The following is a 24,984-nucleotide window of genomic DNA, read 5'->3' as shown; positions in this document are numbered from 1 at the left end:
CAGCCATGCGCTGCCCCTTCTGCCGGCACGACGACACGCAGGTGGTGGATTCGCGCGTGTCCGAAGACGGCGCCGCGATTCGTCGGCGCCGTCGCTGCCCGGCCTGCGACAAACGTTTCACGACGTATGAGCGGGTCGAACTGGCGTTGCCGTCGGTCGTCAAGAAGGATGGTAGCCGCACCGAATTCGATCGCCGCAAGATTATCGCGAGCATGCAACTGGCGCTGCGCAAGCGCCCGGTTGCTGCCGACGCAGTCGACGCGGCGGCTTCGCGCATTGAATACCAGCTGCTCGGCAGCGGCGAACGGGAAGTGCGCAGCGAGCGCCTTGGCGAACTCGTGATGAACGAGTTGCGCGAACTCGATACGATCGCCTATGTCCGTTTCGCTTCGGTCTACCGGCGCTTCGAGGACGTCTCCGAATTCGAAGACGTGATCGAAGAGTTCCGGCGAATGGCCGCCCCTCCCGCAGCCCCAGGCAAACCCACCCGCAAGCGCTAGTTTTTCGCGCGTCCGCATTTCTCTCCCCTTGAATTTCTGTCACGCCTGAATTCTGGCGTGATGTCGTGCGCTTCCGCTACCTGGCCGTTTGGCAGATTGCTGGCGCACGGAGCGCCCGGTAGATTGTCTGCATTCTTCGAATCAATCAGGGATGCAGATGAAAACGGATGTCCTCCCAGCTCCACGCAGTGGTGGCTTTACGCTTGTTGAAACCCTCATCGTCATCGCGATGCTTGCGGTGATTGCCGTGCTGGCCACGCCGTCGTTCTTTGCGTGGCATGTGCGCGATCAGGTCGATGCGCGGGCGAGGGCGCTCGTTTCGACGCTGGCTTTCGCGCGTGGTGAGGCGCTTAGACGGAGCGCGCGTGTCACGGTATGTCGTGTCGACGCTGCGCGCCACTGTCTTGCGGCGGGCAAGCCGTGCCCTGCGGGCACAGCGGACTGGTCATGCGGATGGGCGGTGATGTCAGAGCGGGCGGGCGCGCAGTCACTTCTGCGTGTACAACCGGATCTGGCGGCTGTCAGCGTAACGGGAACGTTGACGGACGTTGCCTTCACGCCGCCGGCCGGTCAGGTGATCGGCAGCTTTCGCAGCTTCGAGCTTGCGCCGCGTTCTCCGTCGGCGGCGACACGAGGCGACCGGTGGCAACGTTGCGTGCGAATTGCGGCGGGCGGTCGCGCGCGTATGGTCGAAGGCGCTTGCGGAGCGTCGTCATGAATTCACCTCGCTATGGAAATCCTTCAGGCAGCACGCTGCTTGAAGTGATGATCGCCGTTGCCCTGGTCGCGGTGACGGCGCTCGGTCTGGTCGCCACGCAGCTATGGATGACACGTCATGCCAACGCGACAGCGGCGCGCGAACGCGCGGCGTTCGTGGCCGATTCGCTTGTGGAAGCTGTGCGAGGATCTTCGGCGGCGGGGACGGATTCGGCGCAGTGGAAGTCGCGCGTGGCGAGCATGGTGCCGAACGGCGAAACATCGATTGCCGCGCAGGCCGCCGGCATGGCGACAGCGCGTGTGACGTGGGCAGCGCTGCCTGAAACGCACGGCGTGGTGCCGGCCAATGTGATCGATATGCCCGAGTTTTGCGGTGACGTCGCAGTCCCGAAGGGCACCGCCTGCGTTGCGATCGCGTTTGCGAAATGACACACCGCCGGCGCTTTCTGCATGGTCACACCCTGCTCGAATTGATGATCGCGACGGGGCTCGGGCTCGTGGTAACGGTTGGCGCAGTGTCGCTCTACCGGTCGCAGCGGGCGGCTTTTGTGAGCGCGAGCGACGCTGCCCATATCGAAGAAACGGGCGTTGGTGCATTGACGCTGCTTGGTCAGCAGATCCAGGTGGCCGGATTCACGGCCGCCGATGCCGTATCCGCTACGGCTACGGCTACGAACGCGAATGCAGCGCTCGTTGGCTGTTCAGGTGCGCGTCCCGTCGGTGCTAACGAGGCTCCGGGCTGTGAGGCACTTGCAAGTCATTCGGACGGTATCGTGGTCCGTTATCTGGGGCGACAACGTGTCGACATGGCCGTCCGCGACCGGCCAGCCCACGGATTGTCTCGGCCAGGCCGTCAGCGGCGTCGCGGGGCAGGGCGCGGCGGCGGGCGTGCCGGTTACGAACCGCTTTTATGCGAAGCCGAGCGGGTCGAGCGGGGAGCCGGAACTGTACTGTGAAGGTAACGGCAAGACGGGATATGGACAACCGCTGGTCGAAGGGGTCGAGCGCCTTCGAATCCAGTACTGGCCGGCGGGCGCGTCGCAACCGCTCGACGCGTCCGCGCTGACGCTGGACCAGTGGGCTCGCGTGGTGGCGGTCGACCTGTGCGTCCTTGTGCGCGGCGCGCCGCTCGGGCGGCACATGCGCTATGTCGATTGCGACGGTGTCATGAGCATGGGTGGCGACACCCGCGCGAGACAGGCGTTCTGGAGAAGAGTGGCACTGCGCAACGCCGAGGGAGCATCACCATGACGCGGGTCTTCCACCGACGATCAGCATCGCGATCCACCGGCCTTGTTGCGAGCATGCGCGGCGCAGCGTTGCCTCTGGTGTTGCTGATCTCGTCGATGATGCTGGCGACGTCGGCAGCCTGGTTCGAGACATCGTTCACGGCTGCGCGCAATACGACGAACATGCGCGACTACCTTCAGGCTTTTCATGCCGCGGATTCCGCGTTGACGCTATGCGCGACCAGGGTGCTCAGAGGCGCCGCTGTGTCGACACCGCCTGTCACCGGCGAGCCGACAGGATGGAAGCGCGAAGCGACCTTCGCAGCCGGCGCATTTCCGGCTGTCGCTCAATGGCCGGGATCAGGGCGGTCGCCGGAGTGTCTCGCCGAGGGATGGCGATTGGCGAATCGTCCTGAGGCGCGGGCGTTCCTGCTGACCGCGAGAGGCTTTGGCGCGACGTCCGACACACAGGTATGGCTGCAAATGGAAATTGTCATCGACGGCGGGAAGACGGAGCGTCACTGGCGCCGCGTCGCCGCTCGACCATTCTGAACGGAGGCGAAACACAACATGAACTCAGGCGCGACCGCATTCACGCTGCTCGAACTCGTCATCGCTATCGCTATTGCCGCGACGCTGGCGGTATTCGCCGTCCCGTCGTGGCATGCGCAGGTTGCGCGCAGTCATCGGGTCGACGCGGCTTCCTCGTTGTATCGTGCGGCGCAGTTCCCGGAGACCGCTACCGGCAAGGATGCCGGCACGTTGCCGGCCGGTCTCGATCAGGCGCCGCCCTTCGGCTCGCCCGTTTATCGTCTGCGCGTCCTGGGCGGCGACGATACGAACGGCGGATATTCAGTGGAAGCGCGGCCGGTCGAAAGCGGGCCGATGCGTGACGATGCGTGCGGAACGTTCGTCATCGAAGCGACGGGTTTGCGGAGAAATCAGAATGCTGGCGACACCGCAGTGGCGAACACGAATGAATGCTGGAACACCCGATGAACGCGCGTCCAACGATGAAATCGCCATCGCGGCCGCTGGCACCATCACCAGCACAGCAGGCCGCAACCAGCGCGCAGCCACGAGCACTGCGCGAAATTCAGGCGCTCTTACGTGACCCACGTCCAGCCGCGCGGGTGTCAGAACCCTCGCCGGCTTTTGAACCACCCTCGCTGTCTTTAACCTGCCGCCAGATCCGATACGCTTCCCATGCCGCGAACGCGAGACTGCCCCATTTGATCGCGGGCTTTGCGCCAGCGGCGACCGTCGCGCGAAGCGGCCTGGCCAGCAGCAGCGACGCGAGTGAACTGAGCAGCGGGTATTGCTTGAGCAGTCCGGCGATGCCGGCCGGCGCGCCCCAGCGCATACCGCCGAAGCCCGGCACGAAGAACTTCAGCCAGCTGAAATGCGTCACGGCCCGCCGCAGGTCGACCGTCGCCTGCACGAGTTCCATGCGCTCGACCTCCGCTCGCACGAGCAGCAGTTCCTTGCGTAGCGCGCGCAGATGCGGCGCGCTCAGTTCCTTCGAAGGGCGCTTGCTGCGAAACGCGTGACCTGAATGCACCTGGCTCATGAGATATCGGCTTCTAAAAGTCGGAAACGAGGTGCGCAGCAATGAAGCCGCGCTCGCCTCAGTGTTTGCGGAACATCTCGCGGTCTTTCTCGAACTCGTTCAGCGTGGCTTCGAAAATGATCGGTGCATTGTGCAAACCATGGCGCGCCTTCAACGCACAGAAGAGCGCGGCCAGCGCATACACCGCCGTTATGGCGGCCAGCGACTGCCAGCGATACGTATCCCAGAACGTGATGGCAATAAGTGCCGTCAGGGCGATGAGCGCCATCGTTGCGAGCATCATCGCCGCGAGTCCGAGGAACAGCACAGCCAGCAAGCGATCCTTTTCCTCGGCCAGTTCAATGCCGATCAGTTCGAGCCGCGTCTGCAGAATCGCAAACACGGAGCCGATGATGCGGCGTACGGGACCGTGGTCAGCGCGCTGCGATTGGTTGTCGATCGTCATAACTTTCGCGCGATGCGCATGGGGAGGCTGGAGATGCGCCAGAAGAGGCGGACCCGCCAGACGTGCGCCGGTCCGCCCTGTCGGAAGGCCGCCGGACATGAGCCCGGCGACGACTGCCGTGACTGCTTACTTGCGGTTGATCAACAGGCCGACCACCACACCCACGCCCGCGGCGATACCGATCGACGCCCACGGATGCTCGTGCACGTAGTCGTCCGTTGCGCGCGCAGCCTTTTTGCCCTTTTCGACGACGACGACCTGAACGTCGGCCGCCTTCTCCTTTGCCTGCTTCAGGCGAGTGAGCGCTGTTTCACGGAGCTCTGACGCGCGTTCGCCCGTTGCGCTCGCGGCCTGCTTGAGCAGGTCCTCTGCGTCCGCGAGGACGGTTTTGATATCCGACATCAATCTCTCCTTGTTGACTTCCGACATTGACAACTCCGTTCGTGGCACGCTACGCGTGAATCGTAACGAAAGAAACGACCGCTGGCGAGCGCAGCGCGTTGCATACCTCAGCAGGTTGCAGGAACCGTTCCTGACACGCGAGCCGCCACAAGATAAAAATCAAAATAATGTCAGACGCCTTTCCACCTGAACGCCACCTGGCGATCCGATGGAGTTGATCTGGCCCGCCAAGTTTCGTCCAATTCGGAGAAAATTACAAAAACTCATAAAGTAGTGACGCAATGTTCGTACAGTGGGCATGGCGGGTGCCGTATGCTCCAGTGTTGCGGAGCCCCGCTGGTAGCACCGTGAGCAGAACATTCGAACTCAACAAGGAGGGATTATGAGTCTACGTCTAGGCGACGTCGCGCCGGATTTCGAGCAGGATTCGAGCATCGGCCGCATCAGGTTTCACGAGTGGCTCGGCAATAGCTGGGGCGTGCTGTTCTCGCACCCGGCGGACTTCACGCCGGTCTGCACAACCGAACTCGGCCTCACTGCGAAGCTCGCCAGCGAGTTCGAAAAGCGCAATGTGAAGACGATTGCCCTGTCGGTCGACAGCACCGAGTCGCACAAGGAATGGATCAAGGACATCAACGAAACGCAGGCCGCGAGCGTCGGCTTCCCGATTCTCGCTGACGGCGACCGCAAGGTGTCCGAGCTTTACGATATGATTCACCCCAACGCGAGTGAGACGTTCACCGTCCGCTCACTGTTCGTGATCGATCCGAACAAGAAGGTGCGTCTCACGATCACCTATCCAGCGAGCACCGGTCGCAATTTCGACGAAGTGCTGCGCGTGATCGACTCGCTCCAGCTCACCGAAAGCCATTCCGTCGCGACACCGGGCAACTGGAAGCAGGGGGACGATGTGGTGATCGTGCCGTCGTTAAAGGACGAAGAGGTCATCAAGCAGAAGTTTCCGAAGGGCTACAAGGCGCTGCGTCCGTACCTGCGTATGACGCCGCAGCCGAACAAGTAAGGCGAAGGGCGCCGATAGTCCTCAAGCCGCACGCGATCACAGACGGAAAAAACCCCGCATCCGGAGACGGATTGCGGGGTTTGTTCTTAAGGCAGCCAGCGAAACCGGGACAGCGGCAGAACAGAATCAGAAGAACGCCTGAATCCCTGTCTGCGCGCGGCCGAGAATCAGCGCGTGAATGTCATGCGTGCCCTCATATGTGTTGACCACTTCGAGGTTCACGAGATGCCGCGCGATGCCGAATTCGTCCGAGATGCCGTTGCCGCCTAGCATGTCGCGGGCGAGCCGCGCGATGTCGAGCGCCTTGCCGCATGAGTTGCGCTTCATGATCGATGTGATTTCGACGGCAGCCGTGCCTTCGTCTTTCATGCGTCCGAGGCGCAGCACGCCTTGCAGGCCGAGCGTGATCTCCGTTTGCATGTCGGCGAGCTTTTTCTGGATCAGCTGGTTCGCGGCGAGCGGCCGGCCGAACTGCTTGCGGTCGAGCACGTACTGGCGGGCCGTGTACCAGCACGATTCCGCGGCGCCGAGCGCGCCCCACGCGATGCCATAACGCGCCGAGTTCAGGCAGGTGAACGGGCCGCGCAGGCCTTTCACGTCTGGCATGATGTTTTCTTCAGGCACGAACACTTCGTCGAGCACGATTTCGCCCGTGATCGACGCGCGCAGGCCGACCTTGCTGTGGATCGTCGGCGCGGTCAAACCCTTCCAGCCCTTCTCGAGGATGAAGCCACGGATTTCGTCCCTGCCGTCTTCCTGGAGCTTCGCCCACACGACGAACACGTCGGCGATCGGCGAATTCGTGATCCACATCTTCGAGCCGGACAGCGAATAACCGCCGTCCACTTTCTTCGCCCGCGTGACCATGCTGCCCGGATCGGAGCCGTGATTCGGTTCGGTCAGCCCGAAGCAGCCGATCCATTCGCCGGTGGCGAGCTTCGGCAGGTACTTCGACTTCTGTGCATCGGAGCCAAATTCGAAGATCGGCACCATCACGAGCGACGACTGCACCGACATCATCGACCGGTAGCCGGAATCCACGCGTTCCACTTCGCGCGCGATCAGCCCATAGCTGACGTAGTTCAGGCCGGGGCCGCCGTATTCCTCGGGAATTGTCGGGCCAAGCAGGCCGAGTTCACCCATCTCGCGGAAGATTTCGATGTCGGTCTTTTCATGGCGGAAGGCTTCGAGCACGCGCGGCGCGAGCCTGTCCTGCGAGTATGCGGCGGCGGCGTCGCGCACCATGCGCTCGTCTTCGGTGAGCTGCTGATCGAGGAGCAGCGGGTCTTCCCAGTGAAAATGCGCGGCGTCGGCCATGGTGTGTCTCTCCTGATTGCTGATTTCGCTTGATCTGTACTTGACTTAAGTTCCGCTATGCGAAACAATGTTTTGCAAATGAGCCCTGAGTGTATCACTCGATGACACCTGCATCTACCCCCTCTGACCCGCTCGACGAACGCAAATTTGTCGTTGCGCTCGCGCGCGGTCTCGATCTGCTGCGCGCGTTCCGTCCAGGCGAATCGATGCTGGGAAACCGCGATTTCGTCGAGCGCACGGGACTGCCGAAGGCGACGGTCAACCGTCTCGCCTACACGCTGACGGTGCTCGGCTATCTGCGGCTCGACGAAGCGCACGGCAAGTACGCGCTCGATGCGGGCGTGCTGTCGCTGGGGTTTGCCTTGCTGTCGGGCACGGACACGCTTGAACTCGCGCGGCCGCACATGCGCACGTTCGCGCGTGAAGTGGGCGCGGCCGTGTCGCTCGGCTGCCGTGACGGGCTCGACATGATCTATCTGGACACGATCCGCAGTGAGACCGCGTTGACCCTCGGGCTCGCATCCGGTTCACGCCTGTCGATGCTGACGAGTTCGATGGGGCGCGCGTATCTCGCCGTTCAGCCGCTCGACGTGCGCGCCGCGCTGCTGGTGGAGCTGAAGAAGGCTGCAGGGAAGGCAGGCGCCGCGCTGGTCGCGGACGCAGAGCGCGAGATCGAAACCTTCATGCAGGAGCGCTGCTGTTATTCGTTCCGCGACTGGCACGACGACGTGAACGCGGTGGCCGTGCCGTTTCGCGAGCCGCGCGAAGGCCGCTGGCTGGTGCTGAGTTGCAGCGGGCCGGCTTCATCGATGGGAGAAGAGGTGTTTCGCGAAACGGTGGCGCCGCGTCTGAAGGCACTCGCACGCAGGCTCGGCGATACGGTCTGAGACTGCGCGTCACTCACCACCGCAGCCATCGCAGAATCAAAAAATCACACCGCCCGATCGTGCGCCGCGAAGAGCGGACCCTGCACGAACCGCACGTCATATTGCTGCAGAAGGTCGAACTGGTTTTCGCCGGTGACGTGATCGAAGATCAGCGGAATCTTCAACCTTCCCGCATAACCGACGAGCGGCTTCACGGTCGCTTCCCGGAGCGCCGTGCCGGCATCCATCTTGATGAAGTCGAGCCGCGCCATGTCTGAAACCGTCAGTATCTGGCCGGCATTCTGCAGATTCCCCGCCACCTTGAAGCCGTAGCGCTGATAGCTCTTCGTGAGGTAACCGAGGAAAGTCCGGTGCGCGACCGCAGCCGAAGGCAGTTCGATCACCACGCGCGCCGGGTTCAGACCAAACGAGATGAGCACGCTCGAAAAGTGCCTTCCGTGGTCGTACTTCACGCTCTTCAGGAGCCGTTCGTGCACACGCAGAAACAGCAGCCCGTGACGCTGCGCGCCAAAGAAATTGATCGCATGCAGCGCGCGCGACATGCGGTCAATCGCGACGAGTTCCTGGTCGTCGATGATGTCGTCGAACGGATCGAACGGCGCGCCATCGAGGCGCTGCGTGACCGCCTGAAAACCCAGCTCATCGCCGAAACGATCGACGCTTCCCGGCACCGTCGACAGCGACTGCGCGAGCGCATGCACGCTGATATCGAAGATCGGCTCGTAGCGGCTGCCGAGCGCAAGGCTATCGAGCCGGGCGATCGCGTGGTCGTGCTGATCGCCGGTTCCCATCGCGAGATGCTCACCGAGGAAGGGATGTTCGGCGGCGCGGGCGACAAGCTGCGTAATGGTCGGCGGAATCATGAGTTCGCGTGGGGGGCCATGACGGCGGGGCCGTAACGGCTGGTCGATAGCGCGGCGCACGGCCGCATGCCCTGATGGTAGCAGCGTGCGCGGGCGCGGCATGAACAAAATGCGTATATCGATATTGCCCCGGCGATCTCCCGGCAAGGGTTTACGTTAATTTCACTATTCGTAATTAGTTTTACCATTCGTAAATTGCGAGATGAAGCGCAGCGGCGGAGCTATGCACAGCGAGCCCGTCAGACCCGACGAAATCCGACGAACTGGTCAAACGCTTCGCTCTTTCACGCGGCAACCGGCATAGCTGCGCCAGGCGTCGCCTGAGCGCCAGACCACGCATCACGCATCACGCATCACGCATCAACGGAGAATCTGCATGAGCACATCCACGCGACACGAAATCGAGCCGGGCTATCAATCCGGCTTCGGCAACGAATTCGCCACCGAAGCGTTGCACGGTGCGCTGCCGCAAGGCCGCAACTCGCCGCAGCGCGCGCCCTACGGCCTGTACACCGAGCAACTGTCGGGCACGGCGTTCACCGCGCCGCGCGGTCACAACCGGCGTTCGTGGCTGTACCGCATCCGCCCGGCCGCGGTGCATCAACCGTTCACGCCGGTGCCGTCGCACAGGATGGTCGCGAACTTCGCCGAAGTGCCGCCGACGCCGCCCAACCAGCTTCGCTGGGACGCGCTGCCGATGCCGTCCGAGCCGACCGATTTCATCGACGGCTGGGTGACGATGGCCGGCAACGGTTCGGCAGAAAGCATGAACGGCTGCGCGATCCATCTATACGCGGCGAACCGCTCGATGGAAGACCGCTACTTCTATACCGCCGATGGTGAACTGCTGATCGTGCCGCAGGAAGGACGTCTGCATCTTGCGACCGAACTGGGGTGCATCGATCTCGAACCGTTCGAGATCGCGGTGATCCCGCGCGGCGTGCGCTTTTCGGTCACATTGCCCGACGGAAGGGCGCGCGGCTACATCTGCGAAAACTTCGGTGCGCAGATGCGTCTGCCGGATCTCGGCCCGATCGGCTCGAACGGCCTCGCGAATCCGCGTGACTTCCTGACGCCGCATGCCGCCTACGAGGACCGCGAAGGCGCGTTCGAACTCGTCGCCAAAATGAACGGTCATCTGTGGCGTGCGGACATCGGTCATTCGCCACTCGACGTGGTCGCGTGGCACGGCAACTACGCGCCGTACAAGTACGACCTGCGACGCTTCAACACGATCGGCTCGATCAGCTTCGACCATCCGGACCCGTCGATCTTTCTCGTGCTGCAGGCGCAAAGCGACACGCCGGGCGTCGATACGCTCGACTTCGTGATCTTCCCGCCGCGCTGGCTGGCTGCTGAAGACACGTTCCGGCCGCCCTGGTTTCACCGCAACGTCGCGAGCGAATTCATGGGTCTCGTGCACGGCGTCTACGACGCGAAGGCCGAAGGCTTCGTGCCGGGCGGCGCGAGCCTGCATAACTGCATGTCGGGGCACGGTCCCGATGCGGATACGTTCGAAAAGGCATCACACAGCGATACGTCCACACCAAAGAAAGTCGGCGACACGATGGCGTTCATGTTCGAAACCCGCACCCTGATCAAGCCGACGCGTTTCGCGCTTGAAACCGCGCAACTGCAGGCGCACTACTTCGAGTGCTGGCAAGGTCTCAAGAAACACTTCAATCCGGAGCAACGATGAACACATCGAGCGATCTCCAGGCGACACTCGATCCGTCGCGTAAAAGCTGGGTCGAATCGGCAAACCGCGCTGACTGCGACTTTTCGATCCAGAACCTCCCGTTTGGCATTTTCAGCGATGCGCGCAGTGCTACGAGGCGCGTGGGGGTGGCGATTGGCGATTGTGTCGTCGATCTTTCCGCGCTTGAAAGGGCCGGCTTGCTGAAGCTGGCCGGAACGGGTGACGGCAACGGTGTATTCGAACGCGGCTCGCTCAACGATTTCATCGCGCTCGGCCGCGATGCATGGCGCAGCGTGCGTATCCAGTTGAGCACGCTGCTTGCACGCGATACGGCTACGCTCCGCGACAATGCCGCGCTGCGCGCGCGCGCGCTGATACCGCGCGCTAACGCCACGCTGCATCTGCCTGTCGAGATTCCGGGCTACACGGACTTTTACTCCTCGAAAGAGCACGCAACGAACGTCGGTTCGATGTTCCGCGACCCGAAGAACGCGCTGCTGCCGAACTGGTCGGAGATGCCGATTGGTTACAACGGACGGGCGTCCTCCGTGGTGGTGAGCGGCACGCCAGTACGGCGTCCGAACGGGCAACTGAAACTGCCTGATGCGGAACGTCCGGTGTTCGGTGCGTGCCGCAAGCTGGATATCGAACTGGAGACGGGCTTTGTCATTGGACGCGGCAATGCGCTCGGTGAACCGGTCGCGTGTGAGGATGCCGAGGCGCACATCTTCGGCATGGTGCTGCTGAACGACTGGAGCGCGCGGGACATCCAGCAATGGGAATACGTGCCGCTCGGTCCGTTCAACGCGAAAACCTTCGCGACGACGATCTCACCGTGGATCGTCACCCTCGACGCGCTCGAACCGTTCCGCGTCGCTCACCCCCGGCAGGAACCGGAGCCGCTGGAGTATCTGCGGCACGCAGGCGAGCACGCGTTCGATATCGCGCTGGAGGTGAAGCTGCGTCCGCACAAGGCGCAGCAGGCGACCACGATTTCGCAGACCAACTTCAGACACATGTACTGGACGATGGCGCAGCAGCTCGCGCACCACACGGTGTCGGGATGCAACACGCGCGTCGGCGATCTGATGGGTTCGGGCACCATCAGCGGACCGACCGAAGATTCGTTCGGCAGTTTGCTGGAACTGACCTGGAACGGGAAGAAGCCGCTGGAGCTGAAAGAAGGCGGCACGCGCGCGTTTATCGAAGACGGCGATGAGTTGACGCTAACAGGGTGGTGCCAGGGCGACGGCTATCGGGTCGGGTTCGGATCGTGCGTCGGAGAGATCTTGCCGGCGCGATAAGGCGAGTAGTGATCCCGTGACCCCGTGATCGCGTAATCGGGCATTGGCGGCGGGTGGCTTCGTCGCTGCCGGAGACACGGGCAGCTCAGGGCGTTTGATCCTGCTGCAGCGGCGCATGCTACGACGTCGCCTGCACGGCCACCCGCCGCTTTTCCCACAGGACCGCGCCCAGAAACGCGAGCGCGCTCGCCAGCAGCACGCCGACCATCGCGTCATTCCCGACGCCCTTCATCAGCGCGCCGGCAACCAGCGGCCCGCCGAAGCTCGCCGCGCTCCACGATGCGCCGACGAGCGAACTCGCCGACACCAGCGCCGCGCCGCGAAACCGCTCGCCGCATGCAACCAGCGAGAGGGTATATATCGCGCCGGCCGCCGCGCCGAGCACATACAGCAACGGCCAGCACAGCCACGGCGACGACACCGCCCACGGCAGCAACGGCAACAGCAGCACGACGACCACCGCACAGCCGATATGCACGCGCTCGCGACCCAGCCGGTCGGCGAGCCAGCCGATCGGAAACTGCATCGTCGTATCGCCGAGCAGCAGCGCTGATGCGAACAGCACGGCGACCTCGCTCGTCACGCCATGCGCCATGGCGAAGAGCGGCATCAGCGAAAGCGCGATCGTGTCGAACAGCGCGAAAAACCCGGTACCGATGACGAGCGCGGGCATCTGCGGCAGCACGTGTTTCCAGCTGTCGTGAGGTTCTTCATGACCACCGGTGTGCGGCGTGACACGAATCGTCGCGAGCATCGGCAATGCGGTCAGAAAGATCGCGCCACACAGCAGGAAGCGCCAGGCGCTCAGATGCGAAATCTGGCTTACCAGCACCGGCCCGGCCATCTGGAACAGTGTGAAGTTGGTCGCGTAGATGGCGATGACGCGGCCACGCGACGCATCGTCGGCGAGCTGGTTGACCCACGCTTCGCCGATCGTGAAGAGCAGCATCAGTGCCGCGCCGCACAGCACACGCAACACGGCCCAGGCGTAGAGGTCCGACGTGACCTGCATCAGCGCAGTCGCGACGGCGACGATCACCACCGTGCCGACAATTACCTGCCGAGCGCCGAAGCGCGCGGCGATCCAGCCGGCAAACGGGACGACGACGAGGCCGCCGCCGGCTTGCGCAGCCGTCAGCAGGCCGACGACATCGGTGCCGTAACCAGCCTGCGTGAGTGCGAGAGCGGTGAGCGGGAGCGTGGCGCCGGTGCCGAGTCCGACCACGGCGACGCTCAGAATGAGCGCGAGAAAATCGCGCGTAAAGATAGCCTTCATCGGGCCGAATGCTACTACAGCTAAAACAGCGGTAACGCCGAAACGGCGCTCAGGCGGTGTGCGCGGGTGGCGCTCAGGTGTCACTCAAGCAGCGCTCAAGCGACACTCAAGCGGCACTCAAGCGGTGTTCAGGTGGCGCCTGGGTGAAGTTCAGGTGGCCTTTCAGGCGGCGCCGGCCGATCCCGGCAGCGAATCCCGTTGCCCCCGCCGTTCAAGCGACACGGACCACAACGTCAGCGCAAGGGCGCCGCTCGCCATCGCGACGCCGACCCACGGCAGCGACGTCATTGGCACACCCGCGCCGATCGCCATGCCGCCGAGCCACGCGCCCGTCGCGTTGCCGAGGTTGAACGCACCCTGGTTGAGCGTCGAAGCGAGATTCGGCGCGGCGCTCGCGCGATCGACGATCAGGATCTGCAGCGGCGGCACGATCGCAAACGCGAGCACGCCCCACACGAAAATCGTGATCATCGCGGGAATGGCCGCGTGCATCGTGCCGGCGAACACGGTCAGCACGACGCCGAGCGCGAGCAGAAACGCAATCAGCGAAGGCATCAGACGCCAGTCCGCGAGCTTGCCCCCCAGCGTGCTGCCGACGGTGAGCCCGAGCCCGAACAGCAGCAGCACGAGTGTGACGTTGTGCGGCGTGAAACCGGTGACGTCTTCGAGAATCGGCGTGATGTACGTGAACACCGAGAACAGGCTCGCCGAAGCCAGCACGCTGATGCCCATCACCATCAGAACCTGCGGATTCTTCAGCACGCTGAATTCGTGGACGAGGCTCGCCTTCTGCATCTCGATCTTCGCCGGCAGACAGACGGCGAGCGCAGCCGCCGCCAGGATGCCGATGCCCGTGACGGCCCAGAACGTGGCGCGCCAGCCGACGGCCTGGCCGAGCGCGGTGCCGAGCGGCACGCCGAGCACATTCGCCAGCGTCAAACCCGTGAACATCAGCGCGATCGCCTGCGCACGACGGTTCGGGGCAACCAGACCCGCCGCCACCACAGAGCCGATGCCGAAGAACGCGCCGTGACAGAACGCGGTGACAATGCGCGCAGCCATCAGGATGCCGTAGCCCGGCGCCACCGCGCACAGCAGGTTGCCGACGATAAACACGCCGATCAGGCTCATCAGCGCCTTCTTGCGCGGCATGTTGGCCACTGCGATGGCGACGATCGGCGCGCCGATCGTCACACCGAGCGCGTACGCCGACACGAGCATCCCCGCCGCCGGAATCGACACGGACAGATCGCGCGCGACGTCCGGCAGCAGGCCCATGATGACGAACTCGGTGGTACCGATTCCAAAGGCGGCGATGGCAAGGGCGAGCAGAGGTAAAGGCATGATGGGGCGCTTCGGCGCGACAGGCACGGCGGGCGCGCGTTTTCGGGACGAAAGCGCGGGCGTCAGCCAGGGGAAAATCAGTAGGGGATTGTACCTAAGCTATTAATCGGCCGCTGTAGACCGGTTGGCCTGTTGTTTTTGCCGCAAAGACAATGGCTGCGGCGCGCCGGCCGTGGCCGCGCGGATTTTCGGCGTGTGATATTCCGGCGGCTAGACGGTGTCGCCGTGTCGTCCGGCGCCGCCTGTGAAGCGTGCCGCGCCGGCGATGCCCTGTTCGAAGACGGCTGCGTAGCCGCCCGCGCCTTCGCGACGTAACGCGTCGGCGAGATCGTCGAGCGGGCTGTTGTCAAGCGCCGACCGACGGTCGGCGAGCAGGGCGGCCTGCGGAAGCGCGGCCAGTTGCACGGCGAGCGACTCCGCCGTTGCGCGGGCCGTGCCAGTCGGCACGACGCGGTTCGCGAGGCCGAAGGCGAGCGCTTCGTGGGCGTCGACCGCGCGGCCGGTCAGGATCAGATCCAGCGCGCGCGACAGGCCGATCAGACGCGGCAGCCGGATCGTGCCGCCGTCGATCAGCGGAATGCCGACGCGCCGGCAGAACACGCCGAGCACCGCGTCTTCCTCGACGACGCGCAGATCGCACATCGCGGCCAGTTCCAGTCCGCCCGCGACGGCGTATCCTGAAATGGCGGCGATCACCGGTTTCGTGAACGCCATGCGCGTCGGGCCCATCGGGCCAGGACCGCTGCCGTCGGCGTGCAGTTCGTTGCGGCGGGCGTCGTCGGCGAGCGCGCTCAGGTCGGCGCCGGCGCAGAATGTGCCGCCGGCACCGAACAGGACGGCCGCGCGCCATGCGGGATTCGTCTCGAAGCGCTGGAACGCGGCGCTGAGCGCGTCGGCGATCGGACGGTCGACGGCATTGCGGCGCGCCGGCCGGTCGAGCACGACCGTGGCGACCGCGCCGGCCGCCTCGATTCGCACATGTTCGCCGAAGGTTTCCGTAGTCATGTCGGTCTCCGGGGTCGGTTGGTCTGTCTGCCGGCAGACAGAGGAAAGGCGGGGAAACGATGCGGTGTGACTATTCTCGTCGCGGCGGGCAGGGCAGCCGTGTGAGTGTCACGCCGTTTTCATATTCGCGTCGTAGCGTAAGCAGCTTTTTTAACGTGCCGGTTGCATGAGCGCCGGCGTATCGAGCCCGTACTGTCAGTGTCCATCTCATTGTCCGCATCGAATGCTGTTCCGTCGCCGTCCGAACCGTTCTGGATCGTCAAGCTGAATAACCATTCGCATTACGACCACGTGCGTCTGAAGCGCATCTTCGCCGCCGACGGCGTGCGCCATCAGGTCGTGCTGGTTGACGCGCGACGGCTCATCACGTGCGCCGATCGCGACAACACCGACTACGTGCTGCGTCCTGTCAACGAATGGCATTCGGGCAAGGTGCGCGGTATCCGCGAATTCCTCGATCCGTCGAATGCGCGCGTTCCCGAGATGCCTTACGTCACGGTGAGCACACGCCGCACGCGCGGACTCGCGGGTTTGCTCGGCCTCGAAAAAGAAGGCGTGGTTGCGTTCCGTAACGGCCAGCATCGCGCGCGCTATCTGTTCGCGGCAGGCGCGCAATGTTTTCCGGTCGAAGTGCACGAGCGCGAAGCGGCGTTGCTGCACCAGATGTGCGGCGCCTCCGACGAAGCCCGTGCCGCCCTCGAAGCCGCCACGCTCGAAGTCGCGATGGCCGCGGCTGCCGTCGCTGCTGCGGCGCAAACACGTTCCTAGGCAGGTTGCGCGCCCTGCACGACGTTGCGCGGCGCACCTTCGGCCCACGCCTTCGCATTGCCGAGCGTGGTGTGCGCGATTTCGTTCATCGCCTCCCGCGTGAAAAACGCCCGGTGCGCCGTGACGATCACATTCGGGAACATCAGAAGACGCGCGAGTACGTCGTCGAGTAGCGGCAGGTTCGAGTGATCCTCGAAGAAGAGGCCGCCTTCTTCCTCGTACACGTCGAGCCCGAGATGACCCAGCTGGCCGCTCTTCAGCGCGCCCACCAGCGCATTGCTTTCGACGAGACCACCGCGCCCCGTATTGATCAGCATCGAGCCGAACTTCATCTTCGCGAGCGCGCGTTCGTCGATCAGGTGATACGTCGACGGCAGGAGCGGGCAGTGCAGGCTGACGACATCCGATTCGCCGAGCAGCGTATCGATTGGCACATATTGCGCGCCGAGCGCGAGCAGGTCGTCGGCGGGCGTGCCGGGATCGTGCGCGAGCAGGCGCGTGCCGAAGCCCGCCATGATGCGTCCGAACACGCGGCCGATCATGCCGGTGCCGATCACGCCGACCGTCTTGTCATGCAGATCGAAACCGAGTAGCCCGTGCAGCGAGAAATCGCCTTCACGCGTACGCGCGACGGCGCGCGGCAGACGCCGGTTCAGCGCAAGAATCAGCCCGACCGCGTGTTCCGCGACCGCATACGGCGAGTAGGCGGGCACACGCACGACCGGAATGCCGAGCTTCGTGGCCGCGCCAAGATCGACGTGATTGAAACCCGCCGAGCGCAGCGCGATGAGCCTCGTGCCGCCTTCATGCAGCTTCTCGAGCACGGCGGCGTCCACCGTATCGTTGACGAACGGGCAGACGATCTCATACCCCTTCGCGAGAATCGCCGTCTCGACGTCGAGGTGCGACGCCTGGAAATGCACGTCGAAGTCGAACGAGGGCTTCGCCTCGGTGAATGTGTCGACGTCGTACTGACGGCTGCTGAAGAGGATCATGCGCATGGAATTCTCCCGATGCGGCGCGTGAAGCTCGCCGGAAACGGGGGCGCGCGGTTCGCCCCGTGGTCAACCCTGGCGGTCCATCCGCGGTCCATCTCCGCGGTCAGCCCGTGGTCCACCTCCGCGGTCAACCCGCGGTCCACTATACGCCCGGAATTTCGTGCAGATTCGCGACCATCGAACCGGTCGGCGCGAGCATGGATTCGAGGTCGCGCGTCGCGACAGCGCTCGCGTTGCCGTCGGCAGCTGCGTCAGCGGACTGGCCACGGCCGAAGTGTTCGAGCGTGTAGTCGATGAAGGCGCGTGTCTTCGCCGGCAGATGCTGGCGGCTCGGGTACACGATCGACACCTTCACCTCCGGATCGTCCACCGTGTAATCCGGCACGACACGACGCAGTGTGCCGGCCGCAAAGTCGTCGGCGACCAGTTGCGAAGGCAGGATCGCGAACCCCATGCCCGCGAGCGCCGCGAGGCGCACCATCAGCGCGCTGTTCACCGTGTAGGCCTGCTGCAACGTGACCTGCCCGGTGTGCCCGTTCGCGTCCGCGAAATGCCACGTCGGACTGCGCTGCTCGGACGGCAGCGAGACGAACGCGTGCTTTGCCAGTTCACCGGGCGTACGCGGTTCGCCGTGTTCGAGAAGCCAGGCGGGTGATGCGCACGTCACCAGCGTATGGGTGCCGATCGGCCGCTCGACGAGCTCCGTGCTCGTCACCATGAACGCGGTGACGATGCCGACGTCGTAGCCATCTTCCACCAGGTCGACGTGGCGCTCCGCGAGCGTCAAACGGATGCGCACGTTCGGATACAGCCTGCGATAACCGTTCAGCAGCGGCGTAAGCGACAGCAGCGACAGCGCGCCCGAAGCGACGATCCGTAGCGTGCCACCCGGTTCGCGCTCGGTATAGGCGACGGTGTTCTCGAGATGATCGAGGTCTTCCAGCAGTCCGCGGCAGCCTTCCAGGTATCGGGTGCCCGCTTCGGTCAGGGAAAGGTTTCGCGTCGTGCGGTTAATGAGCCGGGTTTGCAGATGCGCTTCGAGCATCGCGACCGAACGCGTCACGAGCGCATTCGACACGTCGAGTTGCTGGGCGGCGCGGCGAAAACTCTGGGTGTCGGCAACTCTCACGAAAACACGCATGGCATGAATCTGGTTCATGGCATATAGCCTCGTATTGGCACGACAAAGCCGTGCGAAGTGAGCCGTATGGCGGGCCGAACGACGGGACCGTACGGTGTCCGCCGGTTTTCTGATTCACCGGTGCGGCAGAAATTCCATCGCTAAAAAATCATATTGACAGTTTCGGAGAATTACAATATTTAGTTAAAAACGCAACAACGTTTCGCATTGTTAAAGAGTCTATATGTTGCTATGCGGAAACAGAAAATGTTGTCCGTTTTCTGTAATCCGGAATGCATTAAAAACCGGCTTAATGCCGGACGGATAACGGTTTTCCCGGTTGCCGGACAACTTTGCGAGGAAACGATGTCTGCCATTTCGCATAAGCAGCTTCCGCCTGGATCCAGAACGCGCGCCACGCCGTCATCATGGGCTGTACGCGTCATCAAAGTGCAATAAACGCCGATTCGAATGACGTTCGTCAAATTCCCGAACGGGAAATGTGACGGTCGTGCACAAGTCCGTTGAAAATCGTCTTTAAGCCCGTTTTGTCGCGGGATTGTTTCAGGTTTTTTGTTAAATAAACCCGTAAACCGGCGAACGACAACATGATCGGTGAATTGCTCAAGGCTCAACCTGAGATCGCGTTGTTCGCGAGTCTCGCGCTTGGATACTTCATCGGCTCGTTCAAGATCGGGCCGATTCAGCTGGGCGGCGTGTGCGGCACATTGATTGTGTCGTTGCTGCTTGGCCAGACGGGCGCACGCATCGCCCCGGATCTGAAAAATATTGCGTTTGCGTTATTCATTTTCGCGCTCGGTTTTACCGGCGGTCCACAGTTCTTCGCCAACATCGGGCGAGGCTGGCGGTACGGCATGTTGTCGATTATCGAAATCGTCTCGGTGGTGCTGCTCATCATGATCGCGGTGGCGCTGCTCGGGCTCGATCCGGGCACTGCGTCGGGATTGCTCGCCGGCGCGGCGACCGAATCCGCTGTGATCGGCACCGCTTCGGAAGCCATTGCAAAACTGGGTCTCGGCGACGCGGAAACGACTCACCTTCAGGCCAACATCGTGACGGCGTACAGCGTCAGCTACCTTTTCGGCCTGATCACCATCGTGCTCTTCACCAGCCAGTTCGCGCCGCTGCTGCTGCGCGTCAATCTGCGCGAAGAGGCCGAGCGCGTGTGGCGCAAGCTCGGTGGCGACGGCGCGCTTGACGAAGGCCAGCGGCTGGCTGCGCCCCCGCTCGTCGGCCGGGCGTTCAGCGTCGGCGCTGCGGCGGGCGTCACGGTCGGCGCGCTGGAGCGGCAGTATGGCGGCAACCTGACGGTCGAACAGGTGGAACGCGGCGGCGTCACGTTGCCCGTCGAACCGCAGTTGACGTTCGCGGCGGGCGATCTCGTGCTGGTGGTCGGCCGGCGCGAGGCGCTGGTCGAAGCGGCCGCCCACATCGGCGAGGAAGTCGCGGGCAAGCAGATCGGCCCGGTAACGGGCGAGCGCGTGGACGTCGTGTTGACGCTGCGTGAGGCGCATGGTCTGACAGTGGCGCAGGTGCGCGAGCGCGCCGGGCCGGAAGAAGGGCGCGGCGTTTATATCGCAGCGGTCACCCGGCTGGAGACGACAGTCCCGGCCTTGCCGAACACCGAACTGAATCGCGGCGACGTGCTGACGCTGGTCGGCACGAAGACGGACGTCGCCCGCGGTGCGAAGAAGCTCGGCTATGTCCTCGTTGCGACGCAGAAAACCGATTTCGTTTATCTGGGGCTTGGCGTGCTGGTCGGGATGGCGATCGGACATCTGGGCGGCCGGATCGGCGGCGTGTCGATCGCACTTGGCACCGGCGGTGGATGTCTGCTGTCCGGTCTGCTGTTCGGGTGGATCCGTTCGCACTATCCGCTGGTGGGCTCGCTGCCGTCGGCGGCCGCGCAGATTCTCAAGGACTTCGGCCTTGCGACGTTCATCGCCGCCGTCGGGCTGTCCGCCGGGCCGGACGCAATCCGCCTCGTGCATCAGTACGGACTCGCGCTGCCGGTCGCCGGCATTCTGATGGTGCTGATTCCCGGATTGCTGTCGTTATGGATCGGCCGCGCCTTCCTCAAACTCGAAACGCCGATGCTGCTTGGCGCCATCGCGGGCCAGCAGTGCAGCACGCCCGCGATCAGCGCGCTCGTCGGCGTGACCGGCAATTCGACGCCGGTCATCGGCTACACGATCACCTATGCGTTGTCGAACATCCTGCTGCCGCTGCTCGGCCCGCTTGTCGTGGGGCTGTCGGGCAAGTTCGGCTGACCACGCACGGTGCAGCGCAGCACGATACGACGCGAGAGCGGCAGCGTCACGCATCACGGATAACGCTTCACTTACATCACAGGCGTCCGCAGGCGCCGGCAGCAGGGCAGACGCGGTGGCCGCCGCGCCCGCAGGGGACCAGACACGTCAGGCAGCAACGGCACGAACCAATGCGAGGGCACGATGGACTGGCTACATGACATCTTTCACAAGTCACCTGAGATCGCGTTATTCCTTTCACTGGCGGTTGGCTATCTGATCGGCCAGATCAACTTCGGCAAGTTTCAGCTGGGCGGGGTCGGCGGATCACTGCTGGCGGCGGTGGTGATCAGTCAGGCTGGGGTCACGATCGACAATGGCGTGAAATCGGTGATGTTCGCCGTGTTCATCTATGCGGTCGGCTATGACTCCGGTCCGCAGTTCTTCAATTCGCTCAATCGCAAGACGCTGCGTGAGATCGCGATGGCCGTGTTTCTTGCTGCGTCGGCGCTGATCACCGTAGTTGTGTGCGCAAAGATTTTCGGACTGAACAAGGGGATCGCGGCCGGTCTCGCGGGTGGCGCGCTGACGCAGTCGGCGATTATCGGCACCGCTGGCGATGCGATCGCGCGTCTCGGCTTGCCAGCCGACCAGGTTAAGTCGCTGCAATCGGATGTGGCGATTGCTTACGCGGTGACGTATGTGTTCGGCTCTCTGGGCGCGATCATCGTCTGCGTGAACATCCTGCCGAAGTTCATGGGGCAGAGCTTGCGTGACGCCGCAATCGAAGCAGAAAAAGCACTCGCAGGCGGCGCCGTCGCGCGGGGGCCGGGGCAACTCTCAGCGTTGCCGGAACTGGTCGGTCGCGCTTACCGCGTTGGGCAGGCGGCGGGCCGACAGGTCGCCGAACTCGAGTTGAGCCAGAACGACACGATCACGATCGAACGCATTCGACGCGCGGGCAAGGCGCTCGAACCGCGACCCGACATCGTGCTTCAGAAAGACGACGTCGTGCTGATTGTCGGACGCCGTGACGGCATGGTCGATGTCGCTCCGCTGATCGGCACCGAAGTCGCGGACACCGACGGCATGAGCCTCGTCATGCAGACGCGTCAGGGTGTGTTCACGCGCAAGGGCATGAATCACACGACGATCGCAGCCGTACGCACGACCGTCGATCGCGACATGCGCCACGGTGTGTTTATCGACGCTATCTCGCGCGCAGGTCAACCGTTACCGATCCTGCCGGAGACGCAGCTCGAACACGGCGACGTGATCACGTTCTACGGCTCGCCGAAGGACACCAAACGCGCCGTGAACGAAGCCGGTTACGAGTTGCCATACACCATCAAGACCGACTTCATCTACATGGGTGTCGGTCTGGTGCTGGGTCTGCTGATCGGTCTGATCGTCGTCAGGCTCGGGGGCATTCCGCTCACGCTCGGCTCGGGCGGCGGGTGTCTCCTTGCTGGCCTGCTGTTTGGCTGGATGCGCGGCAAGCATCCGATGTACGGCGTGATGCCTTCGGCCGCTTCGCGGCTGCTGCAGGACTTCGGGCTCGCTGCGTTCGTCGCGGTGGTCGGCCTGAACTCCGGGCTGCAGGCAGTGGTGACGGTCAAGCAGAGCGGCATGACGATCTTCCTGCTCGGTGTGTTCGTTACGTTGTTCCCGCTGCTGCTGACGATGCTCTTCGGGCGTTACGTGCTTCGCTATAACAATGCCGCGCTTCTGGCTGGCGCGCTGTCCGGGTCGCGCAGCGCGAATCCGGCATTTGGGGGCGTGCTCGACAAGGCGGAAAGCGCGGTGCCGACCGTACCGTTCGCGATCACGTATGCGATCGCGAACGTGATGTTGACGCTGCTCGGGCCGCTTGTCGTCGGGCTTGTCTAGCCGCTTTTCAAGGCAGTGATTTGAAGACTGATTCCGCGACGAACCTGAACGTGAATGCGATACACAGCGATACCCAGGTTCGTTATCCCTCTCGCGCCGGCGGCGCCCGGAACTGCGCGCAACATCGGCGTTTCACATCTGTTTCAACGGAGAACGCATCATGGCAAAGAGCAAAGGCGGCAATGGCGACAAGGCAGGTCTCGCCGCACTCAGCCCGTTCGAGCTGAAGGATGAACTGATCAAGGCCGCGGGCGGCGGCGCGGTCGAGCGCCCGGCCAACGCGTCCATGTTGAACGCGGGCCGCGGCAATCCGAACTTTCTCGCAACGATTCCGCGTCATGGTTTCTGGCAGCTCGGTCTCTTCGCGATGCGTGAATCGGAGCGTTCGTTTGCGTATATGCCGGAGGGTGTCGGCGGCTTTCCGAAGCGTGAGGGGCTGACCGAACGCTTCGAGCTTTTCATTCGCGAGAACAGGGGCGTGCCGGGTATTTCATTTCTCGCGGGCGCAGTGTCGTATGTACGCGATCAGCTGGGCCTGAGCGCGGGCGACTTCCTCTATGAAATGTGCGAGGGCATTCTCGCTTCGAACTATCCGGTGCCGGACCGGATGCTGAAGCTCTCGGAGATCATCGTCGGGCAGTATCTGCGACGCGAGATGATCGGCAAGCATCCGTTTGTCGGCGAGTTCGACGTTTTCGCGGTGGAAGGCGGCACCGCGGCGATGACGTACATCTTCAACACGATGCGCGAGAACCAGCTGATCAAGGCGGGCGACACGATTGCGCTCGGCATGCCGATCTTCACACCGTACATCGAGATTCCGCGGCTTAACGACTACCAGCTGAACGTCGTGAATCTCAACGCGACGGTGGAGAACAACTGGCAATACTCGAAGAAGGAACTCGACAAGCTGCGCGATCCGAAGGTGAAGGCGTTCTTCCTCGTGAACCCGAGCAATCCGCCTTCGGTGAGGATCAACGACGAGAGCCTTGAGTACATCGCGGAGATCGTCAAGGAACGTCCTGACCTGATCCTGCTAACCGACGATGTGTACGGCACCTTTGCGGACAATTTTGTTTCGCTGTTTGCGCTCGCGCCGAAGAACACGATTCTGGTGTACTCGTATTCGAAGTATTTCGGCGCGACGGGCTGGCGGCTCGGCGCGATCGCGACGCATCGCGACAACGTGCTCGACAGGCTGCTTGGCGAGTTGCCGAAGGACGTGAGGAAGGAACTGCACCACCGGTATGAGTCGATCACGACGGAGCCGGACAAGCTGAAATTCATCGATCGCCTGGTGGCTGACAGCCGGACGGTGGCACTGAATCACACCGCGGGGCTGTCGACGCCGCAGCAGGTGCAGATGGTGCTGTTTTCGCTGTTCTCGCTGATGGATACGCCGGACGCGTACAAGAGTGCGTTGAAGCGGCTGATTCGCAACCGGAAGAAGGCGCTCTTCGAAGAGATCGGGATTTCGTTCCCGGACGACGATGAGAATCAGGTCGACTACTACACGATTCTTGATATGGAGTTTCTCGGCGAGCGGGCGTTCGGGAAGGAGTTTGTCGAATGGCTGTTCAAGAATACGGAACCGCAGGAGCTGTTGTTCAGGCTGGCGCGCGATGCGCGGGTTGTGCTGTTGCCTGGGCTCGGGTTTGGGACCCAGCATCCTTCCGGGCGGGTTTCGCTTGCTAATCTGAATGAGTCTGACTATCGGGCGATCGGGCGGGCTATGCGGAAGCTTATCGAGGAGTATGTCGAGAGGTTTAATGCGGCGACGGGGAAGAAGCTGGATAAGGGCAGGGTTAAGTAGGGGTTTTGGTTTTGGCCTGGGTTTGTTGGTGGGTGCCTCGCGATTGAGGTTGTTTTTTGTGCGAGGCACCTGGCTGGGTCTCTGGCCTTTCCCTGTAATCATGTCGGTCTATTTGCGTTGCCCCTGTGCGGGGCGGCACCTGCTTTTCTTTGTTCCCCCAAGGGGCTTCCCTCGGGGCGTCCTTGCCGACTGGCGCTTCTTCCTGCGCGTTTTTGAGCCTTTTGTTGGCCTTTCCTTGTATTCACGTCGGTCTATTGGCGTCGCCCCTGTGCGGGGCGGCACCTACTTTTCTTTGTCCTTGCCAAAGAAAAGTAGGCAAAAGAAAGGCGCCGAAATGTCGTCCATTCCGGGGTGTGTCGCTACCGGGGAATGGCACCCCATGAAGTGTCGCCCTCGCCCTTCACGCGGCATGGGTCCGCGCACGATCTGATCCCCCGCACAGTACTGCCCGTGACACAGGGCTCATTCACCCGGCTCCGCGCTTCGCGCGTCGCCGTTTGGTGTCGGCGCGGTTAGCGCGGCGTTCGTGCCGTCAGTTCCGCTGCA

At 63.2% G+C, this 24,984-nt stretch carries 23 protein-coding genes and 1 pseudogene; 14 read left to right on the top strand and 10 right to left on the bottom strand.

The window, feature by feature from the left end; genetic code table 11:
* Positions 1 to 5: 5 nt before the first annotated feature.
* The 6 genes and pseudogenes from nrdR to P3T21_RS07460 all read left to right on the top strand — a co-directional run bounded on the left by nrdR (position 6) and on the right by P3T21_RS07460 (position 3,445).
* A complete protein-coding gene (gene nrdR, locus P3T21_RS07485) occupies positions 6 to 500 on the top strand; it encodes a transcriptional regulator NrdR (RefSeq protein ID WP_429255294.1) in 495 nt (164 codons plus the stop codon).
* A gap of 151 nt (positions 501 to 651) precedes the next feature.
* On the top strand, positions 652 to 1,218 hold the full coding sequence (locus P3T21_RS07480; protein ID WP_429255293.1) for a GspH/FimT family pseudopilin: 567 nt from the start codon (positions 652 to 654) through the stop codon (positions 1,216 to 1,218).
* Complete coding sequence (locus P3T21_RS07475) at positions 1,215 to 1,646, top strand: type IV pilus modification PilV family protein (protein WP_429255292.1); 432 nt, start codon at positions 1,215 to 1,217, stop codon at positions 1,644 to 1,646. Before P3T21_RS07480 ends, P3T21_RS07475 begins: the two co-directional genes overlap by 4 nt.
* A pseudogene (locus P3T21_RS07470) lies at positions 1,643 to 2,468 on the top strand (PilW family protein). Before P3T21_RS07475 ends, P3T21_RS07470 begins: the two are co-directional and overlap by 4 nt.
* Positions 2,465 to 2,998 (top strand): pilus assembly PilX family protein, encoded by a 534-nt coding sequence (locus P3T21_RS07465; protein WP_429255291.1) that lies wholly within the window; start codon positions 2,465 to 2,467, stop codon positions 2,996 to 2,998. Before P3T21_RS07470 ends, P3T21_RS07465 begins: the two are co-directional and overlap by 4 nt.
* Positions 2,999 to 3,016: 18 nt before the next feature.
* Positions 3,017 to 3,445 (top strand): type IV pilin protein, encoded by a 429-nt coding sequence (locus P3T21_RS07460; protein WP_429255290.1) that lies wholly within the window; start codon positions 3,017 to 3,019, stop codon positions 3,443 to 3,445.
* A gap of 97 nt (positions 3,446 to 3,542) precedes the next feature.
* Here P3T21_RS07460 and P3T21_RS07455 read toward each other — a convergent pair whose 3' ends face one another.
* From P3T21_RS07455 to P3T21_RS07445, 3 genes are all read right to left on the bottom strand, one after another.
* Positions 3,543 to 4,016: a DUF3318 domain-containing protein gene (locus P3T21_RS07455; RefSeq protein WP_429255289.1), complete on the bottom strand. Its 474-nt coding sequence runs from the start codon at positions 4,014 to 4,016 to the stop codon at positions 3,543 to 3,545.
* 58 nt (positions 4,017 to 4,074) lie between these two features.
* Positions 4,075 to 4,461: a phage holin family protein gene (locus tag P3T21_RS07450; RefSeq protein ID WP_429255288.1), complete on the bottom strand. Its 387-nt coding sequence runs from the start codon at positions 4,459 to 4,461 to the stop codon at positions 4,075 to 4,077.
* Between the two features lie 126 nt (positions 4,462 to 4,587).
* On the bottom strand, positions 4,588 to 4,890 hold the full coding sequence (locus P3T21_RS07445; RefSeq protein WP_169497034.1) for a DUF883 family protein: 303 nt from the start codon (positions 4,888 to 4,890) through the stop codon (positions 4,588 to 4,590).
* A 355-nt stretch (positions 4,891 to 5,245) separates the two neighbouring features.
* Between P3T21_RS07445 and P3T21_RS07440 the strand changes: the two genes are divergently transcribed.
* Positions 5,246 to 5,884, top strand: a complete 639-nt coding sequence (locus P3T21_RS07440; protein ID WP_429255287.1) for a peroxiredoxin — start codon at positions 5,246 to 5,248, stop codon at positions 5,882 to 5,884.
* 126 nt (positions 5,885 to 6,010) lie between these two features.
* Here P3T21_RS07440 and P3T21_RS07435 read toward each other — a convergent pair whose 3' ends face one another.
* The gene (locus tag P3T21_RS07435) at positions 6,011 to 7,201 is read right to left on the bottom strand and encodes an acyl-CoA dehydrogenase (RefSeq protein ID WP_429255286.1); all 1,191 of its coding nucleotides are present in this window, start codon (positions 7,199 to 7,201) and stop codon (positions 6,011 to 6,013) included.
* A 101-nt stretch (positions 7,202 to 7,302) separates the two neighbouring features.
* On the opposite strand from P3T21_RS07435, the gene P3T21_RS07430 reads away from it, so the two are divergent.
* On the top strand, positions 7,303 to 8,088 hold the full coding sequence (locus tag P3T21_RS07430; protein WP_429255285.1) for an IclR family transcriptional regulator: 786 nt from the start codon (positions 7,303 to 7,305) through the stop codon (positions 8,086 to 8,088).
* Positions 8,089 to 8,132: 44 nt separating this feature from the next.
* On the opposite strand, the gene P3T21_RS07425 is transcribed toward P3T21_RS07430, so the two are convergent.
* Positions 8,133 to 8,951: an EAL domain-containing protein gene (locus P3T21_RS07425; protein ID WP_429255284.1), complete on the bottom strand. Its 819-nt coding sequence runs from the start codon at positions 8,949 to 8,951 to the stop codon at positions 8,133 to 8,135.
* A 376-nt stretch (positions 8,952 to 9,327) separates the two neighbouring features.
* Between P3T21_RS07425 and hmgA the strand changes: the two genes are divergently transcribed.
* Positions 9,328 to 10,650: a homogentisate 1,2-dioxygenase gene (gene hmgA, locus P3T21_RS07420; RefSeq protein ID WP_429255283.1), complete on the top strand. Its 1,323-nt coding sequence runs from the start codon at positions 9,328 to 9,330 to the stop codon at positions 10,648 to 10,650.
* Positions 10,647 to 11,954, top strand: coding sequence for a fumarylacetoacetase (fahA, locus tag P3T21_RS07415; protein WP_429255282.1), 1,308 nt, complete (start codon positions 10,647 to 10,649; stop codon positions 11,952 to 11,954). Before hmgA ends, fahA begins: the two co-directional genes overlap by 4 nt.
* 118 nt (positions 11,955 to 12,072) lie before the next feature.
* Here the strand turns inward: fahA and P3T21_RS07410 are convergent, their stop codons facing one another.
* From P3T21_RS07410 to P3T21_RS07400, 3 genes are all read right to left on the bottom strand, one after another.
* Positions 12,073 to 13,230 (bottom strand): MFS transporter, encoded by a 1,158-nt coding sequence (locus P3T21_RS07410; RefSeq protein WP_429255281.1) that lies wholly within the window; start codon positions 13,228 to 13,230, stop codon positions 12,073 to 12,075.
* 162 nt (positions 13,231 to 13,392) lie between these two features.
* A complete protein-coding gene (locus tag P3T21_RS07405; RefSeq protein ID WP_429255280.1) occupies positions 13,393 to 14,574 on the bottom strand; it encodes an MFS transporter in 1,182 nt (393 codons plus the stop codon).
* 210 nt (positions 14,575 to 14,784) lie between these two features.
* Entirely contained in the window at positions 14,785 to 15,579 is a 795-nt protein-coding gene (locus P3T21_RS07400) for a crotonase/enoyl-CoA hydratase family protein (protein WP_429255279.1), read from the bottom strand.
* Positions 15,580 to 15,771: 192 nt separating this feature from the next.
* On the opposite strand from P3T21_RS07400, the gene P3T21_RS07395 reads away from it, so the two are divergent.
* The gene (locus P3T21_RS07395) at positions 15,772 to 16,347 is read left to right on the top strand and encodes a plasmid fertility inhibition factor family protein (RefSeq protein WP_429255565.1); all 576 of its coding nucleotides are present in this window, start codon (positions 15,772 to 15,774) and stop codon (positions 16,345 to 16,347) included.
* Here the strand turns inward: P3T21_RS07395 and P3T21_RS07390 are convergent.
* Positions 16,344 to 17,348: a 2-hydroxyacid dehydrogenase gene (locus P3T21_RS07390; RefSeq protein ID WP_429255278.1), complete on the bottom strand. Its 1,005-nt coding sequence runs from the start codon at positions 17,346 to 17,348 to the stop codon at positions 16,344 to 16,346. The two genes, P3T21_RS07395 and P3T21_RS07390, sit on opposite strands and share 4 nt — an antisense overlap.
* A gap of 139 nt (positions 17,349 to 17,487) precedes the next feature.
* Positions 17,488 to 18,504 (bottom strand): LysR family transcriptional regulator, encoded by a 1,017-nt coding sequence (locus tag P3T21_RS07385; RefSeq protein WP_429255277.1) that lies wholly within the window; start codon positions 18,502 to 18,504, stop codon positions 17,488 to 17,490.
* A 569-nt stretch (positions 18,505 to 19,073) separates the two neighbouring features.
* On the opposite strand from P3T21_RS07385, the gene aspT (P3T21_RS07380) reads away from it, so the two are divergent.
* The 3 genes from aspT (P3T21_RS07380) (at position 19,074) to P3T21_RS07370 (ending at position 24,438) form a co-directional block, all read left to right on the top strand.
* The gene (aspT, locus tag P3T21_RS07380; protein WP_429255276.1) at positions 19,074 to 20,756 is read left to right on the top strand and encodes an aspartate-alanine antiporter; all 1,683 of its coding nucleotides are present in this window, start codon (positions 19,074 to 19,076) and stop codon (positions 20,754 to 20,756) included.
* Positions 20,757 to 20,939: 183 nt separating this feature from the next.
* A complete protein-coding gene (aspT, locus tag P3T21_RS07375; RefSeq protein WP_429255275.1) occupies positions 20,940 to 22,625 on the top strand; it encodes an aspartate-alanine antiporter in 1,686 nt (561 codons plus the stop codon).
* 160 nt (positions 22,626 to 22,785) lie between these two features.
* Positions 22,786 to 24,438 (top strand): bifunctional aspartate transaminase/aspartate 4-decarboxylase, encoded by a 1,653-nt coding sequence (locus P3T21_RS07370; protein ID WP_429255274.1) that lies wholly within the window; start codon positions 22,786 to 22,788, stop codon positions 24,436 to 24,438.
* Positions 24,439 to 24,984 lie beyond the last annotated feature (546 nt).

This window comes from Paraburkholderia sp. GAS334 (assembly GCF_050436625.1).
In the GTDB taxonomy this organism is placed as follows: Bacteria; Pseudomonadota; Gammaproteobacteria; order Burkholderiales; family Burkholderiaceae; genus Paraburkholderia.
The sequence above is the reverse complement of the archived record's forward strand: the minus strand, read 5'-3'. Positions and strand labels throughout refer to the sequence as shown.